Here is a 16,828-nt window from a genome sequence, read left to right as displayed (position 1 = left end):
ATATACATGGCGTGGAATCAGCCCGGTAATAACGGACAGGACCGCGACCCGTGGGGGAGCAGCAATAACCAAGGCGGCAACTCCGGGGGAAATGGCAATAAAGGTGGTCGCGAGCAGGGGCCGCCCGATCTGGATGATATCTTCCGCAAGTTAAGTAAAAAACTTGGCGGTCTCGGTGGCGGCAAAGGGGGCCAGGGGAGCGGTAGCAGCTCTCAGGGACCACGCGGCCCGATGGGCGGACGCATTGTCGGCATCGTGGCGGCTGCCGCGGTTATTATCTGGGCTGCCAGCGGTTTCTATACCATCAAGGAAGCTGAACGTGGTGTGGTCACTCGCTTTGGTAAATTCAGCCATCTGGTTGAGCCTGGTCTTAACTGGAAGCCAACCTTTATCGATAACGTTCAGGCCGTTAACGTTGAGTCGGTACGTGAACTGGCGGCTTCTGGCGTCATGCTGACGTCCGATGAAAACGTCGTGCGCGTTGAGATGAACGTCCAGTATCGTGTGACCGATCCTGAGCGCTACCTGTTTAGCGTGGCCAGCGCGGACGATAGCCTGCGTCAGGCCACTGACAGCGCCCTGCGCGGCGTGATCGGCAAGTACACGATGGACCGCATTTTGACCGAAGGTCGTACCGTTATTCGTAGCGATACCCAGCGTGAGCTGGAAGAGACGATTCGCCCGTACAACATGGGGATCACCCTGCTGGACGTCAACTTCCAGACGGCGCGTCCGCCGGAAGAAGTGAAGGCGGCATTTGATGATGCAATTGCGGCGCGTGAGAACGAGCAGCAATACATCCGTGAAGCCGAAGCTTATACCAACGAAGTTCAGCCGCGAGCCAATGGTCAGGCGCAGCGTATCCTTGAAGAGGCGCGTGCGTACAAAACTCAGACCGTTCTTGAAGCGCAGGGTGAAGTTGCGCGCTTTGCGAAGATTCTGCCTGAGTATAAAGCTGCACCGGAAATCACCCGTGAACGTCTGTATATCGAAAGCATGGAAAAAGTGCTGAGCCATACCCGTAAAGTGCTGGTGAACGATAAGGGTGGCAATCTGATGGTTCTGCCTCTGGACCAGATGCTGAAAGGCGCCGGAGCCCCGGCGGCAAAGAGCGGTAGCAGTGGCGCGAGCGATCTGCTGCGTCTGCCGCCTGCATCCAGCTCAAGCAGTGCCAGCACCACGCCGACCACCACGGACGGCAACATTATGGACCAACGCCGCGCTAACGCGCAGCGTAACGACTACCAGCGTCAGGGGGAATAACGATGCGTAAATCTGTTATTGCGATAATTGTCATCGTGCTGGTAGTGCTTTACATGTCGATCTTTGTCGTCAAAGAAGGCGAGCGTGGGATTACGCTGCGCTTTGGTAAAGTTCTCCGCGATAGTGAAAACAAACCGCTGGTCTATTCTCCGGGTCTGCACTTCAAGCTCCCGTTTATTGAATCAGTGAAAACGCTGGATGCGCGCATTCAGACCATGGACAACCAGGCCGATCGCTTTGTCACCAAAGAGAAGAAAGACCTGATCGTTGACTCCTACATCAAATGGCGTATCAGCGACTTCAGCCGCTACTACCTGGCAACCGGCGGCGGCGACGTCTCCCAGGCCGAAGTACTGCTGAAGCGTAAGTTCTCTGACCGTCTGCGTTCTGAAATTGGTCGCCTGGACGTGAAGGATATCGTGACCGATTCCCGCGGTCGTCTGACGCTGGAAGTGCGTGATGCGTTGAACTCCGGTTCAGCGGGCACAGAAGACGAAGTCAGTACGCCGGCGGCCGACGATGCTATCGCTAAAGCGGCGGAGCGCGTATCGGCAGAAACCAACGGTAAGGTGCCGGTTATTAACCCGAACAGTATGGCGGCGCTGGGTATTGAAGTTGTCGACGTACGCATCAAGCAGATCAACCTGCCGGCTGAAGTGTCCGAAGCGATTTACAACCGTATGCGCGCCGAGCGTGAAGCGGTTGCCCGTCGCCATCGTTCACAGGGCCAGGAAGAGGCTGAGAAGCTGCGCGCAACGGCGGACTATGAAGTCACCAAGACGCTGGCTGAAGCGGAACGTCAGGGCCGTATCATGCGTGGTGAAGGTGATGCGGATGCCGCGAAGCTGTTTGCCGATGCGTTTAGCCAGGATCCGGGCTTCTATGCCTTTATCCGTAGTCTGCGCGCCTATGAGAATAGCTTCCAGAGCAATCAGGACGTGATGGTTCTCAGCCCGGACAGCGATTTCTTCCGCTATATGAAATCGCCGGATTCGGTTCGCAAGTAAGTTATATTGTGAGTAAAAAGGCGCCTTGAGAAAGGCGCCTTTTTTATAGGTGCGGGTTTATAAATAACTTGTAACACAATAAGTTATGGGCTTTTTTGTACGATACCAGTTCATAATGAACGTGAAATACCGGACAATGCCGCAAAAGGTCTGTTTCCGCATTGCTCTCCCGTCGATGCCTCTTGTGGGTGGGGACGCTTTCTTTCTAAGGGTCAATAATGAACGCAACAATCTGGCTGGCACTGGCGCTGGTTTTAGTACTCGAAGGGCTCGGGCCGCTGCTTTATCCGCGCGCCTGGCGTCGGATGGTCGCGACAATGAGCCAGCTGCCGGATAATTTATTACGCCGTTTTGGCGGTGGTCTTGTGGTTGCCGGGTTTGTCATCTACTACATGTTGACGAAATCGATGACTTGATCAAAAAGTGGTCAGACTTGCCTGGAATTGCCTGCAAAAAGTGCTGTAACTCTGAAAAAGCGATGGTAGAATCCATTTTTAAGCAAACGGTGATTTTGAAAAATGGGTAACAACGTCGTCGTACTGGGCACCCAATGGGGTGACGAAGGTAAAGGGAAGATCGTCGATCTCCTGACTGAACGGGCTAAATATGTTGTGCGCTACCAGGGTGGTCACAACGCAGGCCATACTCTCGTAATCAACGGTGAAAAAACCGTCCTCCATCTTATTCCATCAGGTATTCTTCGCGAGAATGTCACCAGCATCATCGGTAACGGTGTTGTGCTGTCTCCGGCTGCGCTGATGAAAGAGATGAAAGGTCTGGAAGACCGTGGTATCCCTGTTCGTGAGCGTCTGCTGCTGTCCGAAGCCTGTCCGCTTATCCTCGATTATCATGTCGCGCTGGACGTTGCGCGTGAAAAAGCACGTGGTGCGAAAGCTATCGGTACCACCGGTCGCGGCATCGGCCCTGCTTACGAAGATAAAGTCGCACGCCGCGGTCTGCGCGTTGGTGACCTGTTTGATAAAGCAACCTTCGCTGTCAAACTGAAAGAAGTGATGGAATATCACAACTTCCAGCTGGTGAACTTCTATAAAGCAGAAGCGGTTGACTATCAGAAAGTGCTGGATGATGTCATGGCGATTGCCGACATTCTGACGGCGATGGTTGTTGATGTTTCCGATCTGCTGGACCAGGCGCGTAAGCGCGGCGACTTCGTGATGTTCGAAGGCGCGCAGGGGACGCTGCTGGATATCGACCACGGTACCTATCCGTACGTGACCTCGTCTAACACCACCGCGGGTGGCGTGGCGACCGGTTCCGGTTTGGGGCCGCGTTACGTGGATTACGTTCTGGGAATCATCAAAGCCTACTCGACTCGCGTCGGTGCAGGTCCGTTCCCGACTGAACTGTTTGATGATATCGGCGAGTTCCTGTGCAAGCAGGGTAACGAGTTCGGCGCCACTACCGGCCGTCGTCGTCGTACCGGCTGGCTGGACATCGTTGCAATCCGTCGCGCGGTGCAGATCAACTCCCTGTCTGGCTTCTGCCTGACTAAGCTGGATGTTCTGGACGGCCTGAAAGAAGTGAAACTCTGCGTTGCCTACCGTCTGCCGGACGGCCGCGAAGTGACGACCACTCCGCTGGCTGCTGACAACTGGGAAGGCATTGAGCCGATTTATGAAACCATGCCGGGCTGGTCTGAAACCACCTTCGGCGTGAAAACGCGCAGCGGTCTGCCGCAGGCAGCGCTGAACTATATCGCGCGCATTGAAGAGCTGACCGGCGTGCCGGTTGATATCATCTCTACCGGTCCCGACCGTTCTGAGACGATGATTCTGCGCGATCCGTTTGACGCATAATCATCTCCTGGGGCGCCGCTAAGGCGCCCCTTGTTTTTGCTGTTCACCCGCCCCATTTCAAATAAATTAGCGGCCTGAGCGCTGGCTGGTTTATCATCAATACAGTATCAATACGGTCTTACCCGAGGATTAATACACACAAGCTTTCAGGATGCGTCCGATCGCACAACGCAGCAGTGACCTGAATGATGAGTGTATGCCGCTTTCCCCCTTACCCTGAGGTTGATGTGCAGTTAACGAGTTTCACTGATTACGGATTACGGGCGCTGATTTATATGGCCTCGTTGCCGGATGGAAGAATGACCAGTATCTCCGAAGTGACGGAGGTTTACGGCGTTTCCCGTAATCATATGGTAAAAATAATCAATCAGTTAAGTCGTGCTGGCTATGTCATGGCCGTGCGGGGTAAGAACGGGGGGATTCGCCTGGGTAAGCCGGCGAAAACCATTCGGGTTGGCGATGTCGTCCGCGATCTGGAACCGCTGTCGCTGGTCAACTGCAGCAGCGAGTTTTGCCATATTACACCCGCCTGTCGCCTGAAAAAGGCGCTGGCTGAAGCGGCGCAAAGTTTTCTCAAGGAACTAGATAACTACACGCTGGCTGATTTGGTTGAAGAAAATCAACCGCTTTATAAATTATTACTGGTGGAGTGACATAAACTCTCATCAGAGATGACAACGGAGGAACCGACATGTCACAAGATCCTTTCCAGGAACGCGAAGCTGAAAAGTATGCGAATCCAATCCCAAGCCGGGAATTTATCCTCGATCATTTAGCAAAACGTGAAAAACCGGCCAGTCGCGACGAGCTGGCGACAGAACTGAATATCGAAGGAGAAGAACAACTCGAGGGGCTGCGACGCCGCCTGCGCGCCATGGAGCGTGACGGGCAGCTGGTCTTTACCCGCCGCCAGTGCTACGCATTGCCGGAGCGTCTCGACCTGCTTAAAGGCACCGTTATCGGCCACCGCGACGGCTATGGCTTCCTGCGGGTCGAAGGGCGTAAAGATGACCTTTATCTCTCTTCCGAGCAGATGAAAATGTGCATCCATGGCGATCAGATCCTCGCGCAGCCGCTGGGCGCGGACCGTAAAGGTCGCCGCGAAGCGCGCGTCGTGCGCATTCTGGTGCCAAAAACCAGCCAGATTGTCGGCCGCTATTTCACCGATGCCGGCGTGGGCTTTGTCGTACCGGACGACAGCCGTCTGAGCTTTGACATCCTGATCCCACCGGAAGAGGTGATGGGCGCGCGAATGGGCTTCGTAGTGGTCGTGGAGCTGACCCAACGCCCGACCCGACGCACTAAAGCGATCGGTAAAATCGTCGAAGTGCTGGGTGACAATATGGGCACCGGCATGGCGGTTGACATGGCGCTGCGCACCCATGAAATCCCTTACACCTGGCCGCCGGCGGTAGAGAAACAGGTTTCGGTGCTGAAAGAGCAGGTGCCGGAAGAGGCGAAAGCGGGCCGCGTGGATTTGCGCGACCTGCCGCTGGTGACTATCGATGGTGAAGATGCCCGCGACTTTGATGACGCCGTTTACTGCGAGAAAAAACGCGGCGGCGGCTGGCGTTTGTGGGTGGCGATTGCCGACGTCAGCTACTATGTCCGTCCTGGTACGCCGCTGGACGCTGAAGCACGCAGCCGCGGTACTTCGGTCTACTTCCCGTCTCAGGTCGTACCGATGCTGCCGGAAGTCCTCTCCAACGGCTTATGTTCCCTGAACCCGCAGGTCGATCGCCTGTGCATGGTCTGCGAGATGACCATTTCGTCCAAGGGACGTCTGACCGGCTACAAGTTCTATGAAGCGGTGATGAGCTCACACGCGCGTCTGACCTACACCAAAGTGTGGCATATGCTGCAGGGTGACCAGGAGCTGCGTGAGCACTATGCGCCGCTGGTGAAGCATATTGAAGAGCTGCATGCGCTTTATAAAGTGCTGGATAGCGCCCGTGAAGAACGCGGCGGGATCTCCTTTGAGAGCGAAGAAGCGAAGTTTATCTTTAACGCTGAACGTCGTATTGAGCGCATTGAGCAGACGCAGCGTAACGATGCGCACAAACTGATCGAAGAGTGCATGATTCTGGCGAACATCTCCGCCGCACGCTTCGTTGAGAAGGCGCTGGAGCCGGCGCTGTTCCGTATCCACGATAAGCCGAGCACCGAAGCGATTACCGCATTCCGTTCCGTACTGGCGGAGCTGGGGCTGGAGCTGCCTGGCGGCAATAAACCAGAGCCGCGTGATTACGCTGAGCTGCTGATCTCGATTGCCGATCGTCCGGATCATGAAATGCTGCAAACGATGCTGCTGCGTTCGATGAAGCAGGCGATATACGACCCGGAAAACCGCGGCCACTTTGGTCTGGCGCTGCAATCTTACGCGCACTTCACTTCGCCGATTCGTCGTTACCCGGACCTGTCGCTGCACCGTGCGATTAAGTACCTGCTGGCGAAAGAGCAGGGCCATAAAGGCAACAGTACCGAAACCGGCGGCTGGCACTACAGCATGGATGAAATGCTGCAGCTGGGGGCACACTGTTCGATGACCGAACGTCGTGCCGACGAAGCTACCCGCGAAGTCTCCGACTGGCTGAAGTGTGACTTTATGCTGGATCAGGTGGGTAACGTCTTTAAAGGTGTGATTGCCAGCGTGACCGGCTTTGGTTTCTTCGTGCGTCTCGATGAACTGTTTATCGATGGTCTGGTGCACGTCTCCTCGCTGGATAACGACTACTATCGTTTCGACCAGGTCGGGCAACGTCTGATCGGTGAGTCGGGCGGCCAGACTTATCGTCTGGGCGATCGCGTGGAAGTCCGCGTGGAAGCGGTCAACATGGACGAACGTAAAATCGACTTCTCGCTGATCTCCAGCGAGCGTGGACCGCGTAACGTCGGCAAGACCGCCCGGGAGAAGACGAAGAAGGCTAACGGCGCCAGCAATAATGCCGGCAAACCGTCCGGCCGTCGCCGTCAGGCCGGCAAACAGGTGAACTTCGAGCCAGACAGCGCGTTCCGTGGTGATAAGGGCAAACCGAAACCAGCGAAAGCGAAGAAAGAGAAGGGCGCGAAAAAACCGTCGGCCAAGACGCAAAAAATAGCGGCGGCGACGAAGGCGAAGCGCGCGGCGAAGAAAAAAGTCGCTGAGTAAGCGCCTCCGGCCCCTCAATCATTTGGGGTGCCGGGAAGCTCCGGCCACATCGATAACAATGTGGCCGGGGAAATGACTGGCGCCAGCGTTCTGACAGCCCGAAGTATAACGGGTATATAACCCCTTCCAGCCGGAGGGGGTTATTCTTTTTTGCCGTAAGTCATTCCACAACAGAATAGATATTGTTCCTTTCCCCGCCTGTTTCCTGCTTAGTCTGTTTTCAGCAATCGTTATTTATTCTTTTTGATTAGCCATATTTTCTCACTGTGTATAGTGGATTTTACTTTCGCATCACCCCCTTTTTATGTGCAAGGAATCTATATGCATCTGGCCCGTTTTCCCCGTGTGTCACTTGGTCATTTCCCGACTCCGCTTGAGCCGCTGGATAATTTGTCGAAATTATTAGGCGGGCCAAAAATATGGATAAAGCGCGATGATGCGACCGGCCTGGCGAGCGGGGGAAATAAAACCCGCAAGCTGGAATTTTTACTGGCGGATGCGCTGGCGAAAAACGCGGACGTGGTGATTACCCAGGGAGCCACGCAGTCTAACCATGTCCGTCAGACCATTGCCGGCGCGGCGCGTCTTGGCCTGCAGGCTAAAGCGCTGCTGGAACAGCGGGTGACGGATTTTGGCGAGGATTATCAACGCTCCGGCAATGTGTTGCTGGATGAGCTGCTGGGTGGGGAGATCGTTGCTCATCTGCCGGGCGGCAGCGATATGCAGCAGGCGATGGAGGAGTATGCCGCCACGCTGCGTGAACAAGGACACACACCGTATATCATCCCCGGCGGCGGCTCTAACCCTATCGGCGCGCTGGGGTATGTCGCCTGCGCCGAAGAGCTGTTGTATCAGTCATCTCAGCTACGCCTGCGCATCGATCACGTGGTTCACGCCACGGGCAGCACCGGTACTCAGGCAGGGCTGGTGGCGGGCTTTACGGCGACCAACAGCCACGTTCCGGTGCTGGGCATCAGCGTGCGTGCGCCGAAGGCGAAGCAGGAAGAGAACGTCTGGCATCTGGCGGTGAGAACGCTCAACCTGCTGGGCGTGGCGGGCGAGCTACCGCGCAGCGCCGTGGTAGCCAATAGCGATTATGTCGGCGAGGGCTACGGTCTGCCCACCGCGGGAACGCTGGAAGCGCTGACGCTGCTGGCACGCCACGAGGGCATTCTTCTGGATCCGGTCTACTCCGCGAAAGGGATGGCCGGGCTTATCGATCTGATTCGTCAGGGCCACTTTCGTCAGGATGAGAACGTGGTCTTTATCCATACCGGCGGCTCTGCCGGACTGTTCGGCTACCGCCAGCTGTTAGAGGCGCAGACCCGCCATGACTAAACCGTTTCTGCTTGGTGTGCTGGGAGGGATGGGGCCGCTCGCCACCCTGGACTTTCAGCGGCGCCTGCTGGACGCCACGCCGGCGCAGAACGATCGGCAGCAGATCCCTTCGGTGGTGTGGAACGTCCCGCAGATCGCGGACCGACAAAAGGCGCTGGCGGGAAGCGGGCCATCGCCGCTGCCGCAGCTTATCCATGGTATCGAAAAACTCAATCAGGCCGGGGCCAGCCATATCGCCATCCCTTGTAATACGGCGCATCACTGGTATGACGCCCTCAGTCAGGTGAGCGATGCCCCGATTCTGCACATCGTTGATGCGGCGACAGCCGCGCTGGCGCAGCAGGCGGATAAACCCCAGCGGGTGGGGATTATCGCCACGCAAGGCACGCTGGAGGCGGGCTGGTATCAGCGCCAGCTGGCGGCGCAGGGGGTGGAGGTGGTTGAACCGACGGAGCAGGAGCTGGCCCGTTGGTTTGTCCCCGGCTGTTACGCGGTCAAACGCGGTGCGCTGGAAGAGGGGGGCGAACTGCTGGTGCGCCAGGCCAACGCGCTGTTCACACGCGGCGCGCAAAAGCTGATTCTGGCCTGCACCGAGGTTCCCGTCGCGCTTGCGGCGGTGAAGGCGCCGTTTAATGACCTGACGTTCGATCCGGCCCAGGCGCTGGCCGAGCGATGTTCGCAATTATGGCAAGCCCGTTAAAATCTCACTGAATATGATTGAGTCCGGTTCTTTATCCGGGCGTGAAATTTCCGAACTTTCGAAGGGTAAATATAATGAAAAAAATTCTCTGCTTATTCCTTGCAGCGGGTAGTTTATGGGTCAATGTCAGCTTTGCCGATACCCCGGCCGAAGTCCGGGTGGCTTATAGCGGCGGCTCTCAGGTATTAATGTTGGCGAAGGCCGACGGCTCTCTGGATAAAGCGTTAAACAGTAAAGTGAAGTGGGTGCAGTTTGCCTCTGGCGCCGATGCGTTAAATTATTTCGCCAGCAATGCGATCGATATTGCTAATTTTGGATCCAGCCCGGCAGCGGCGGGGATTGTCAGAAAACTGCCGGTGGAGATTATTGGCGTCTCCGGCGTCATTGCCAGCTATGAGCGGCTGATTGGCAAACAGGGCATCAGCAGCCTTAAAGATATCGAAGGCAAGCGCGTGGCCTATCCACCGAACTCGACGGCGCAGTACGCCCTGGAAGCCGCTATCGAGGTCAACAAACTGGATCGCAGTAAGATCACCCTGCTGCCGCTGCGTCCGGCCGATATGGTCGCGGCCTGGAAGCGCGGCGATATCGATGCCGGCTACGTCTGGGCGCCGTTTGCCCAGGAGCTGGAGTCCTCCGGCGGACACCAGGTCTTCGCCACCAAAGATCTGCAAAAAGATGGCTACCTGATTTACAACAACTACGTGGTGCGTAAAGCCTTTGCCGAGCAATATCCCCAGGTGGTGACCGCCTTCCTGCGCGTTCACCAGCAAAAGGTTGACGAATTTAAGCAAGACCCGGAGCGCGCAGCGGCTATCGTGGCGAAAGAAGTTGGTGCCCCGGTGACCACCGCGGCGAATACGCTTGGCGGCCTGGAATACCCCACGCTGAGCCAACAAGGGACGGCGGCATGGCTGGGTAACGGGACGCAAACCTCCGATAGCGGGATCGGCAAAGCGCTGAGCAAAACCTCCGGCTTCCTCGCGGGGATTGGTGAAATCCGCAAACGCGATATTCCGGCGAACTGGGATGCTGCGATTGATTCACGCTATATCCGCGAAGCGGCGGTAGCCGCGCAATGAGATTGAGCCAACATATCGCTATCAGCATCGTCTCGGTGGCGGTTTTTTTTATCGTCTGGCAGGTGGCGGCGACGCGGCAGTGGGTCGACCCGCTGCTGCTGCCTTCCCTGACGGATATCGGCCTCACCACCGAAGAGCTGCTGGCGGATGGCTATCGTCAGGTGCCGCTGTGGGAGCATATCGCGGTGAGCCTCGCGCGCGCCCTCAGCGCCTTTGCGGTCGCAATTATCATCGGCATTCCGCTGGGGCTGCTGATGGGGCTGTCGGATGGCCTCGCCGCCGTGTTAAACCCGTTTGTGCAGTTCCTGCGTCCATTGCCCAAAATCGCCCTGATCCCGCTGGCCGTGGTCTGGCTGGGGATCGGCGAAGCCTCTAAATTCTTCCTGATATTTATCGCCACCTTTTTAAGCGTGGTGGTCGGAGCCTCTGCCGCCGTCGAGCGGATTGGCCGCTCGCGCATTCGCGTGGCGCAAACCCTCGGCGCTTCGCGTAAGCAAATTTTCCTGCGGGTGGTATTGCCGGATGCGCTCCCCGATCTCTTCACCACCGTCAGGCTGTCAATTGGTATCGGCTGGACCTCGCTGATCGCGGCGGAGATGGTGGCGGCCAGTTCGGGCCTGGGCTGGATGGTGATTAACGCCAGCTCCTATCTGCGTACCGACATCGTCATGCTTGGCATTCTGCTGCTGGGCGGCATTGGCTATCTGCTGGATTTATTGTTGCTGGGGCTACAGCGCCTGTTTGTGCCCTGGGCGGGGAAAGAATAATGAGCGCCATCACGCTGGAAAATGTCTCGCTCTCTTTTGCGGCCAGGCCGCAGCCCTTCACGGTGCTTGAGGATATCAGCCTGTCGCTGAATAAAGGGGAGTTTGTCGTTCTGCTCGGCCCTTCGGGCTGCGGGAAATCTACCATTCTCAACCTGGTGGCCGGGTTTACCCAACCGGACCGGGGGCGTGTGGCGGCGGGCGGCAAACCGGTACGCGCGCCGGGGCCGGATCGCGGCATGATTTTCCAGCAGCCGAATCTGTTCCCGTGGCTGTCGGTGCTGGATAACGTCACCTTTGGCCCGCGGCTGGGCAAATACCGCAAACAGGAGGTCAACGCGCGGGCGCTGGACTGGCTGGGGCGCGTGGGCCTGAAAGGGTTTGAGCATCATGCCCCCTGGCAGCTCTCCGGCGGCATGAAACAGCGCGTGGCGCTGGCGCGCGCCTGGCTACCCGGCCCGGAGGTGCTGCTGCTGGATGAGCCATTCGGCGCGCTGGATGCGCAAACCCGGCTGATGATGCAGGAGCTGCTGCGCGAGGCCTGGCTTTCGACCGGCACCACGCTGCTGTTCGTGACGCACGATGTCGAAGAGGCGCTGTTTCTCGCCGACCGCATTCTGATTATGTCAGCGAAACCGGGAAAAATTGTCGAAGAGATTATCCTGCCCTTCGACCGCGAACGGGATATCGAAACCCTGGCGGAACACCCGCGCTACAGCGAGATTAAGCATCACGTTTTGCACCGGGTGCGCCAGGAGGCAAAACGGCATTTAGGTTAAACGCGACGCCCGGCGGCGGGCAGTTTAATCGGACAAGAGTCGATTTGAACGCTATGTCGGTTATAATAGGCGCAAGTGAAGTGGTTCACGGCCCAATTAACCCGGCGCATACCGCCCCAGATGAGTACCTTTAATGAGTGAAATGATTTACGGCATCCACGCGGTGCAGGCCCTGCTCGAGCGCGCTCCAGAGCGTTTTCAGGAAGTTTATATTCTGAAAGGCCGCGAGGATAAACGCCTGCTGCCGCTGATCCATGCGCTGGAAGCGCAGGGCGTGGTGATTCAGGTGGCTAACCGTCAGTTTCTTGACGAGAAAAGCGAAGGTGCCGTGCATCAGGGGATTATTGCCCGGGTGAAGCCGGGACGTCAGTATCAGGAGAACGATCTCCCGGACCTGCTTGCCTCGCTTGAGCAGCCGTTCCTGCTGATCCTCGATGGCGTCACCGATCCGCACAACCTCGGCGCCTGCCTGCGTAGCGCCGATGCCGCCGGAGTACACGCGGTGATTGTACCGCGCGACCGTTCCGCCCAGCTGAACGCGACCGCGAAAAAAGTGGCCTGCGGCGCGGCGGAAAATGTCCCGCTGATCCGCGTCACCAACCTCGCGCGCACCATGCGCCTGCTGCAGGAAGAGAATGTCTGGATCGTCGGCACCGCCGGCGAAGCGGACCATACCCTGTTCCAGAGCAAAATGACCGGCCCGATGGCGCTGGTCATGGGGGCGGAAGGGGAAGGGATGCGTCGTCTGACCCGTGAACATTGCGATGAGTTAATCAGTATCCCGATGGCGGGCAGCGTCTCTTCATTGAACGTTTCTGTCGCGACCGGGATTTGCCTGTTTGAAGCGGTGCGCCAGCGTAGCTGATATGTTTGCCGGGTGGCGACTGCGCCTTACCCGGCCTCCAGAACCGTAGGCCCGGCAAGCTTGCGCCGCCGGGCAATTTTGTCACTCATCCAGCGACCGCAAATGGTCGTTTTTCTTCAGCGTCATCAGCGCGAAAATACTCACCACCGCCGTTGCCATCACGTAATAAGCCGGAATATCGAGGTTCCCCGTCTGCTTAATCAGACCGGTGATAATCAGCCCTGCGCATCCCGAGAAAATCGCGTTCGACAGTGAATACGCCAGCCCAAGCCCGGTGTAACGTACTTTGGTCGGGAACATCTCTGACAGCATCGCGGGTCCTGGGCCCGCCAGCATGCCGACTAATCCCCCGGCCACCAACACGACCAGCGCTTTTACCAGCAGCGTGCTGGATTCCGCCTGCAGAATTTTCAGCAGCGGGAGCGCCAGAATGAGCAGCAGCACGGCGGCAACCACCATCACGTTGCGGCGTCCCCATTTATCGCTAAGTATCCCGGCGGGCAGAATCGTCATGGCGAAACCAATATTGGAGATCACCGCAATCAGCAATGCCTGATTAAAACCGGTATGCAGCGAGGATTGCAGATAGGCGGGCATAATCACCAGATAGGTGTACCCCGCAGCGGACCAGACCATCAGGCGGCCAATGCCGGTCAGAATGGCCTTCAGCGTCTGGCCGACGTTCGCCGTGGGCTGCGGATACTGTTGTTGCTGCTTCTGCTGACGGAGAAAGCCCGGCGTCTCTTCCATCTTCACCCGTAGCCAGAGCGCCACGCCACCCATCGGTATGGCGAGGAAGAAGGGCAGGCGCCAGCCCCAGGCGTACAGCTCCTCCGGGCTCAGAACGACTGAAATCAACGCCACGATGCCCGCCCCCGCCAGCAGCCCTAATGCCACGGTAAAGGATTGCCAGGCGCCATACAGCCCGCGTTTGCCGCGTGGGGCGAACTCGGTCATCAGCGATACCGCGCCGCCATACTCACCGCCGGCAAACAGGCCCTGAAGAATGCGCAGTCCCGTCAGAATCAGCGGTGCGGCAATCCCGATACTGGCATAAACCGGCACCAGGCCAATGGCTGTCGTCGCCAGGGTCATCATTACCAGCACGATAATCAGCGTGGGCTTACGGCCAATACGATCGCCGATCCGACCAAAAATAATGGCGCCTAACGGGCGGAAGAAGAAAGCGATCGCGAACGACGCGTAGGTCAGAATCAGGCCGGTCAGCGGCGCTTCCCCTGCAAGCTGAAAGAAGTTGCGGGCGATAACCGTCGCCAGGAAGCCATATACCGCGAACTCGTACCATTCAATAAAGTTGCCGATAGAGCCGGCGATCAGCGCGCGTTTATGCGCGCCCATTGTGGTTGTTACGGTCTGCATAAATCATCCTGATATGAGCAAAAAAGTTACAAATGAATAAACTATTCCATACATTTCCTATTATGAAATTTAAAATTCTTGTGGCTGTGATGGGCTTCACGAAGGGGCAGATGGTTTATTTGTGACCGGACTCGCGGGCGATGTCCGGTGAGGGTAGCCATACTGAATAGTAATGCCAATGACGCAAGGAGACAGTATGGCCTGGCAAACGCATACCGTGTTCAATCAGCCTGCGCCGCTGATGAACAGCAATTTATTTCTGTCGGATAGTGCGCTGCGTGAAGCCGTAACGCGCGAAGGGGCCGGATGGGACAGTGATTTACTGGCCAGTATCGGCCAACAGCTGGGGGCGGCGGAGTCGCTGGAGCTGGGGAGACTGGCGAACAGTAATCCGCCGGAGCTGCTGCGCTACGATGCGACCGGTAGCCGGCTTGATGATGTCCGGTTTCACCCTGCCTGGCACTTGTTGATGCAGGGGCTGTGTGCGAACCGGGTACATAACCTTGCCTGGCAGGAGGAAGCCCGCGCAGGCGCCTTTGTCGCGCGCGCCGCCCGCTTTATGCTGCATGCGCAGGTGGAAGCGGGGACGCTGTGTCCGGTCACCATGACCTTTGCGGCTACGCCACTGTTACAGCAGGCGCTACCCACACCTTTTAGCGACTGGCTGCCCCCCTTGCTGAGCGACCGCTACGATCCGCATCTGGCGCCGGGCGCTCAGAAACGTGGGGTGCTAATTGGCATGGGGATGACGGAAAAGCAGGGGGGATCTGATGTCCTGATCAATACCACCCGGGCGGAAAAAACTGCCGAAGGCTTTTATCATCTGGTCGGTCACAAATGGTTTTTCTCGGTTCCGCAAAGCGATGCGCACCTGGTTCTCGCTCAGGCGCCGGAAGGTCTCTCCTGCTTTTTCGTGCCCCGTCTGCTTCCCGACGGTCAGCGCAATGCGCTGCATCTGGAGCGGCTGAAAGATAAGCTCGGCAACCGCTCGAATGCCAGCAGCGAAGTCGAATTCGTTGAAGCCTGCGGCTGGCTGGTGGGTGAAGAGGGCGATGGCGTTCGGCAAATCCTCAAAATGGGCGGGCTCACCCGTTTCGACTGCGCGCTCGGCAGCCACGCCTTAATGCGTCGGGCCTATTCGGTGGCGCTCTATCACGCGCTGCAGCGCCAGGCATTCGGTAAGAATCTGGTCGATCAGCCGATGATGCGTCAGGTGCTGGGCCAGATGGCGCTGCGCCTTGAAGGGCAGACCGCCTTTCTATTCCGTCTGGCGCGGGCGTGGGATAGCCGTGATGACGCCAGAGAGGTCCTCTGGGCACGCTTATTTACGCCGGCGGCGAAGTTTGCCATCTGCAAATCCGGGATTCCGTTCGTCGCAGAGGCGATGGAGGTGCTGGGCGGGATTGGCTACTGTGAAGAGAGCGAGCTGCCGCGCCTGTATCGTGAGATGCCGGTCAATAGTATCTGGGAAGGCTCAGGCAATATCATGTGTCTGGACGTGATGCGGGTACTCGGTAAACATCCGGCGGCGCTGGAGCTGCTGGCGGCGGAGTGCGCAGAGGTGAAGGGGCAGAATCGCCATTTCGACCGTACGTGGCGGCAGTTGCACCAGCTGCTACGGCGGCCTGCGGAAGAGCAGGGTAGAGAGATAGCCCGCCGGGTTTATATGCTCGGCGTCGGTGCGCAGATGCTACGCTACGCCTCGCCGCCGCTGGCGGAGGCCTGGTGTCGCATGATGCTCGACACGCGCGGCGGTATGCGGCTGGATGAGCCGACGCTGGAGGATTTACTGCTACGTGCGATGGGGCGTGGACGTCAGGCGCCTCAGGCGTAAAGAATGGCCTGGACTCGCCAGTTATCCGGCTGCTGCTCCTCGTACATCTGTACGATGCGATACCACGATGCTCCTTGTTCATCGGCCTTTACGGCGATGGCATGCTCGACGTCCTGCTGGCTGCCGGCAATATTATTGACCGAGATCAGGCCAATTTCATTGAGGCCGGTGACGCAGTCCGCGCTGGCGAATTCCGCTGACTGTGCGCAGGTGTTTGCTGTCGCTGTGGTCAGCAGCAGAGCGGGTAGGGTAAAAGATCGTTTCATCGTCGTCAGCTCCATTTCACGTAGTCCCGAGGGCAGTCCGTTGCTAACGTCCTGCCAGGTTGGCTGGCCGAACGTTATTATGCACAGGAGAACGTGAATGGACGCAAAGCAGTGTAAAGCTGGCTAAAAGACGGTGTACCGCTATTTACGGTACAGAATCGCTTGCGAATACCACTGGCCGGGAACCATGGTGTCATCAATCATGATGATGACGTAGTAATCCGCTTTAGCCGTTTCTGCCTTCGCTTTCAACGCCGCTTCGACATCCATCGGCGAACCGTACATCAACACGCTCACCGTCCCCATTTTTTGTAGCCCTGTCGTCTGGTTACGGTGAATCTCTTGCGGATGGTCGGTTGCGGGTGGTGGCGCTTCTGGCGTCCCTTGCAGGGCACTACAACCGCTCAGTGCGATAGCCAGAAACCACGGTGTTAACCTGCGCATAACCATATCTCGTTTCCTGATAGTCATAGTGTAGTGGTAGCCTGAATGTCATTTCCGGGGAATGTTCCCGAAGTGTTATCTCTGACGCGATTTTCGAATGAAAATATCGTGAAAGCGTAACCGAGTTCTCAACATTATGAA

At 57.5% G+C, this 16,828-nt stretch carries 16 protein-coding genes; 13 read left to right on the top strand and 3 right to left on the bottom strand.

From position 1 onward, the window contains the following. Positions 1 to 6: 6 nt before the first annotated feature. From hflK to rlmB, 12 genes are all read left to right on the top strand, one after another. The gene (gene hflK / locus DSD31_RS23535) at positions 7 to 1,263 is read left to right on the top strand and encodes an FtsH protease activity modulator HflK (RefSeq protein WP_004857040.1); all 1,257 of its coding nucleotides are present in this window, start codon (positions 7 to 9) and stop codon (positions 1,261 to 1,263) included. Between the two features lie 2 nt (positions 1,264 to 1,265). Then, positions 1,266 to 2,270, top strand: a complete 1,005-nt coding sequence (gene hflC / locus DSD31_RS23530; protein ID WP_004857043.1) for a protease modulator HflC — start codon at positions 1,266 to 1,268, stop codon at positions 2,268 to 2,270. A gap of 218 nt (positions 2,271 to 2,488) precedes the next feature. Beyond that, a complete protein-coding gene (locus DSD31_RS23525) occupies positions 2,489 to 2,686 on the top strand; it encodes a DUF2065 domain-containing protein (RefSeq protein ID WP_004857046.1) in 198 nt (65 codons plus the stop codon). A 102-nt stretch (positions 2,687 to 2,788) separates the two neighbouring features. Further along, positions 2,789 to 4,087: an adenylosuccinate synthase gene (locus DSD31_RS23520; RefSeq protein ID WP_004857049.1), complete on the top strand. Its 1,299-nt coding sequence runs from the start codon at positions 2,789 to 2,791 to the stop codon at positions 4,085 to 4,087. Between the two features lie 227 nt (positions 4,088 to 4,314). Further along, the gene (gene nsrR / locus DSD31_RS23515) at positions 4,315 to 4,740 is read left to right on the top strand and encodes a nitric oxide-sensing transcriptional repressor NsrR (RefSeq protein WP_004857051.1); all 426 of its coding nucleotides are present in this window, start codon (positions 4,315 to 4,317) and stop codon (positions 4,738 to 4,740) included. A gap of 38 nt (positions 4,741 to 4,778) precedes the next feature. Further along, entirely contained in the window at positions 4,779 to 7,235 is a 2,457-nt protein-coding gene (rnr, locus tag DSD31_RS23510) for a ribonuclease R (RefSeq protein ID WP_004857054.1), read from the top strand. Positions 7,236 to 7,556: 321 nt separating this feature from the next. Further along, the gene (gene cuyA, locus DSD31_RS23505; protein ID WP_004857057.1) at positions 7,557 to 8,573 is read left to right on the top strand and encodes a D-cysteate sulfo-lyase; all 1,017 of its coding nucleotides are present in this window, start codon (positions 7,557 to 7,559) and stop codon (positions 8,571 to 8,573) included. After that, positions 8,566 to 9,273: a cysteate racemase gene (gene cuyB, locus DSD31_RS23500; RefSeq protein WP_113991346.1), complete on the top strand. Its 708-nt coding sequence runs from the start codon at positions 8,566 to 8,568 to the stop codon at positions 9,271 to 9,273. Before cuyA ends, cuyB begins: the two co-directional genes overlap by 8 nt. A gap of 74 nt (positions 9,274 to 9,347) precedes the next feature. Continuing rightward, entirely contained in the window at positions 9,348 to 10,355 is a 1,008-nt protein-coding gene (locus tag DSD31_RS23495) for a taurine ABC transporter substrate-binding protein (protein WP_077266794.1), read from the top strand. Next, positions 10,352 to 11,122, top strand: coding sequence for an ABC transporter permease (locus tag DSD31_RS23490; RefSeq protein WP_004857068.1), 771 nt, complete (start codon positions 10,352 to 10,354; stop codon positions 11,120 to 11,122). Before DSD31_RS23495 ends, DSD31_RS23490 begins: the two co-directional genes overlap by 4 nt. Further along, positions 11,122 to 11,898, top strand: a complete 777-nt coding sequence (locus DSD31_RS23485; RefSeq protein ID WP_004857070.1) for an ABC transporter ATP-binding protein — start codon at positions 11,122 to 11,124, stop codon at positions 11,896 to 11,898. Before DSD31_RS23490 ends, DSD31_RS23485 begins: the two co-directional genes overlap by 1 nt. Positions 11,899 to 12,031: 133 nt before the next feature. Further along, positions 12,032 to 12,763, top strand: coding sequence for a 23S rRNA (guanosine(2251)-2'-O)-methyltransferase RlmB (gene rlmB / locus DSD31_RS23480; RefSeq protein WP_004857074.1), 732 nt, complete (start codon positions 12,032 to 12,034; stop codon positions 12,761 to 12,763). An 81-nt stretch (positions 12,764 to 12,844) separates the two neighbouring features. Here the strand turns inward: rlmB and DSD31_RS23475 are convergent, their stop codons facing one another. Further along, on the bottom strand, positions 12,845 to 14,143 hold the full coding sequence (locus DSD31_RS23475; protein ID WP_004857076.1) for an MFS transporter: 1,299 nt from the start codon (positions 14,141 to 14,143) through the stop codon (positions 12,845 to 12,847). A 196-nt stretch (positions 14,144 to 14,339) separates the two neighbouring features. On the opposite strand from DSD31_RS23475, the gene DSD31_RS23470 reads away from it, so the two are divergent. Continuing rightward, a complete protein-coding gene (locus DSD31_RS23470) occupies positions 14,340 to 15,977 on the top strand; it encodes an isovaleryl-CoA dehydrogenase (protein WP_004857079.1) in 1,638 nt (545 codons plus the stop codon). On the opposite strand, the gene yjfN is transcribed toward DSD31_RS23470, so the two are convergent. Further along, on the bottom strand, positions 15,968 to 16,243 hold the full coding sequence (gene yjfN / locus DSD31_RS23465; protein ID WP_004857081.1) for a DUF1471 family protease activator YjfN: 276 nt from the start codon (positions 16,241 to 16,243) through the stop codon (positions 15,968 to 15,970). The genes DSD31_RS23470 and yjfN overlap by 10 nt on opposite strands. 141 nt (positions 16,244 to 16,384) lie before the next feature. Next, positions 16,385 to 16,693 carry a biofilm peroxide resistance protein BsmA gene (gene bsmA / locus DSD31_RS23460; protein WP_004857084.1) on the bottom strand — a complete coding sequence of 103 codons (309 nt, stop codon included), beginning with the start codon at positions 16,691 to 16,693 and terminating at the stop codon, positions 16,385 to 16,387. Positions 16,694 to 16,828 lie beyond the last annotated feature (135 nt).

This window comes from Klebsiella sp. X13, assembly GCF_003323835.1.
Taxonomy (GTDB): Bacteria; Pseudomonadota; Gammaproteobacteria; order Enterobacterales; family Enterobacteriaceae; genus Klebsiella; species Klebsiella ornithinolytica.
The sequence above is the reverse complement of the archived record's forward strand: the minus strand, read 5'-3'. Positions and strand labels throughout refer to the sequence as shown.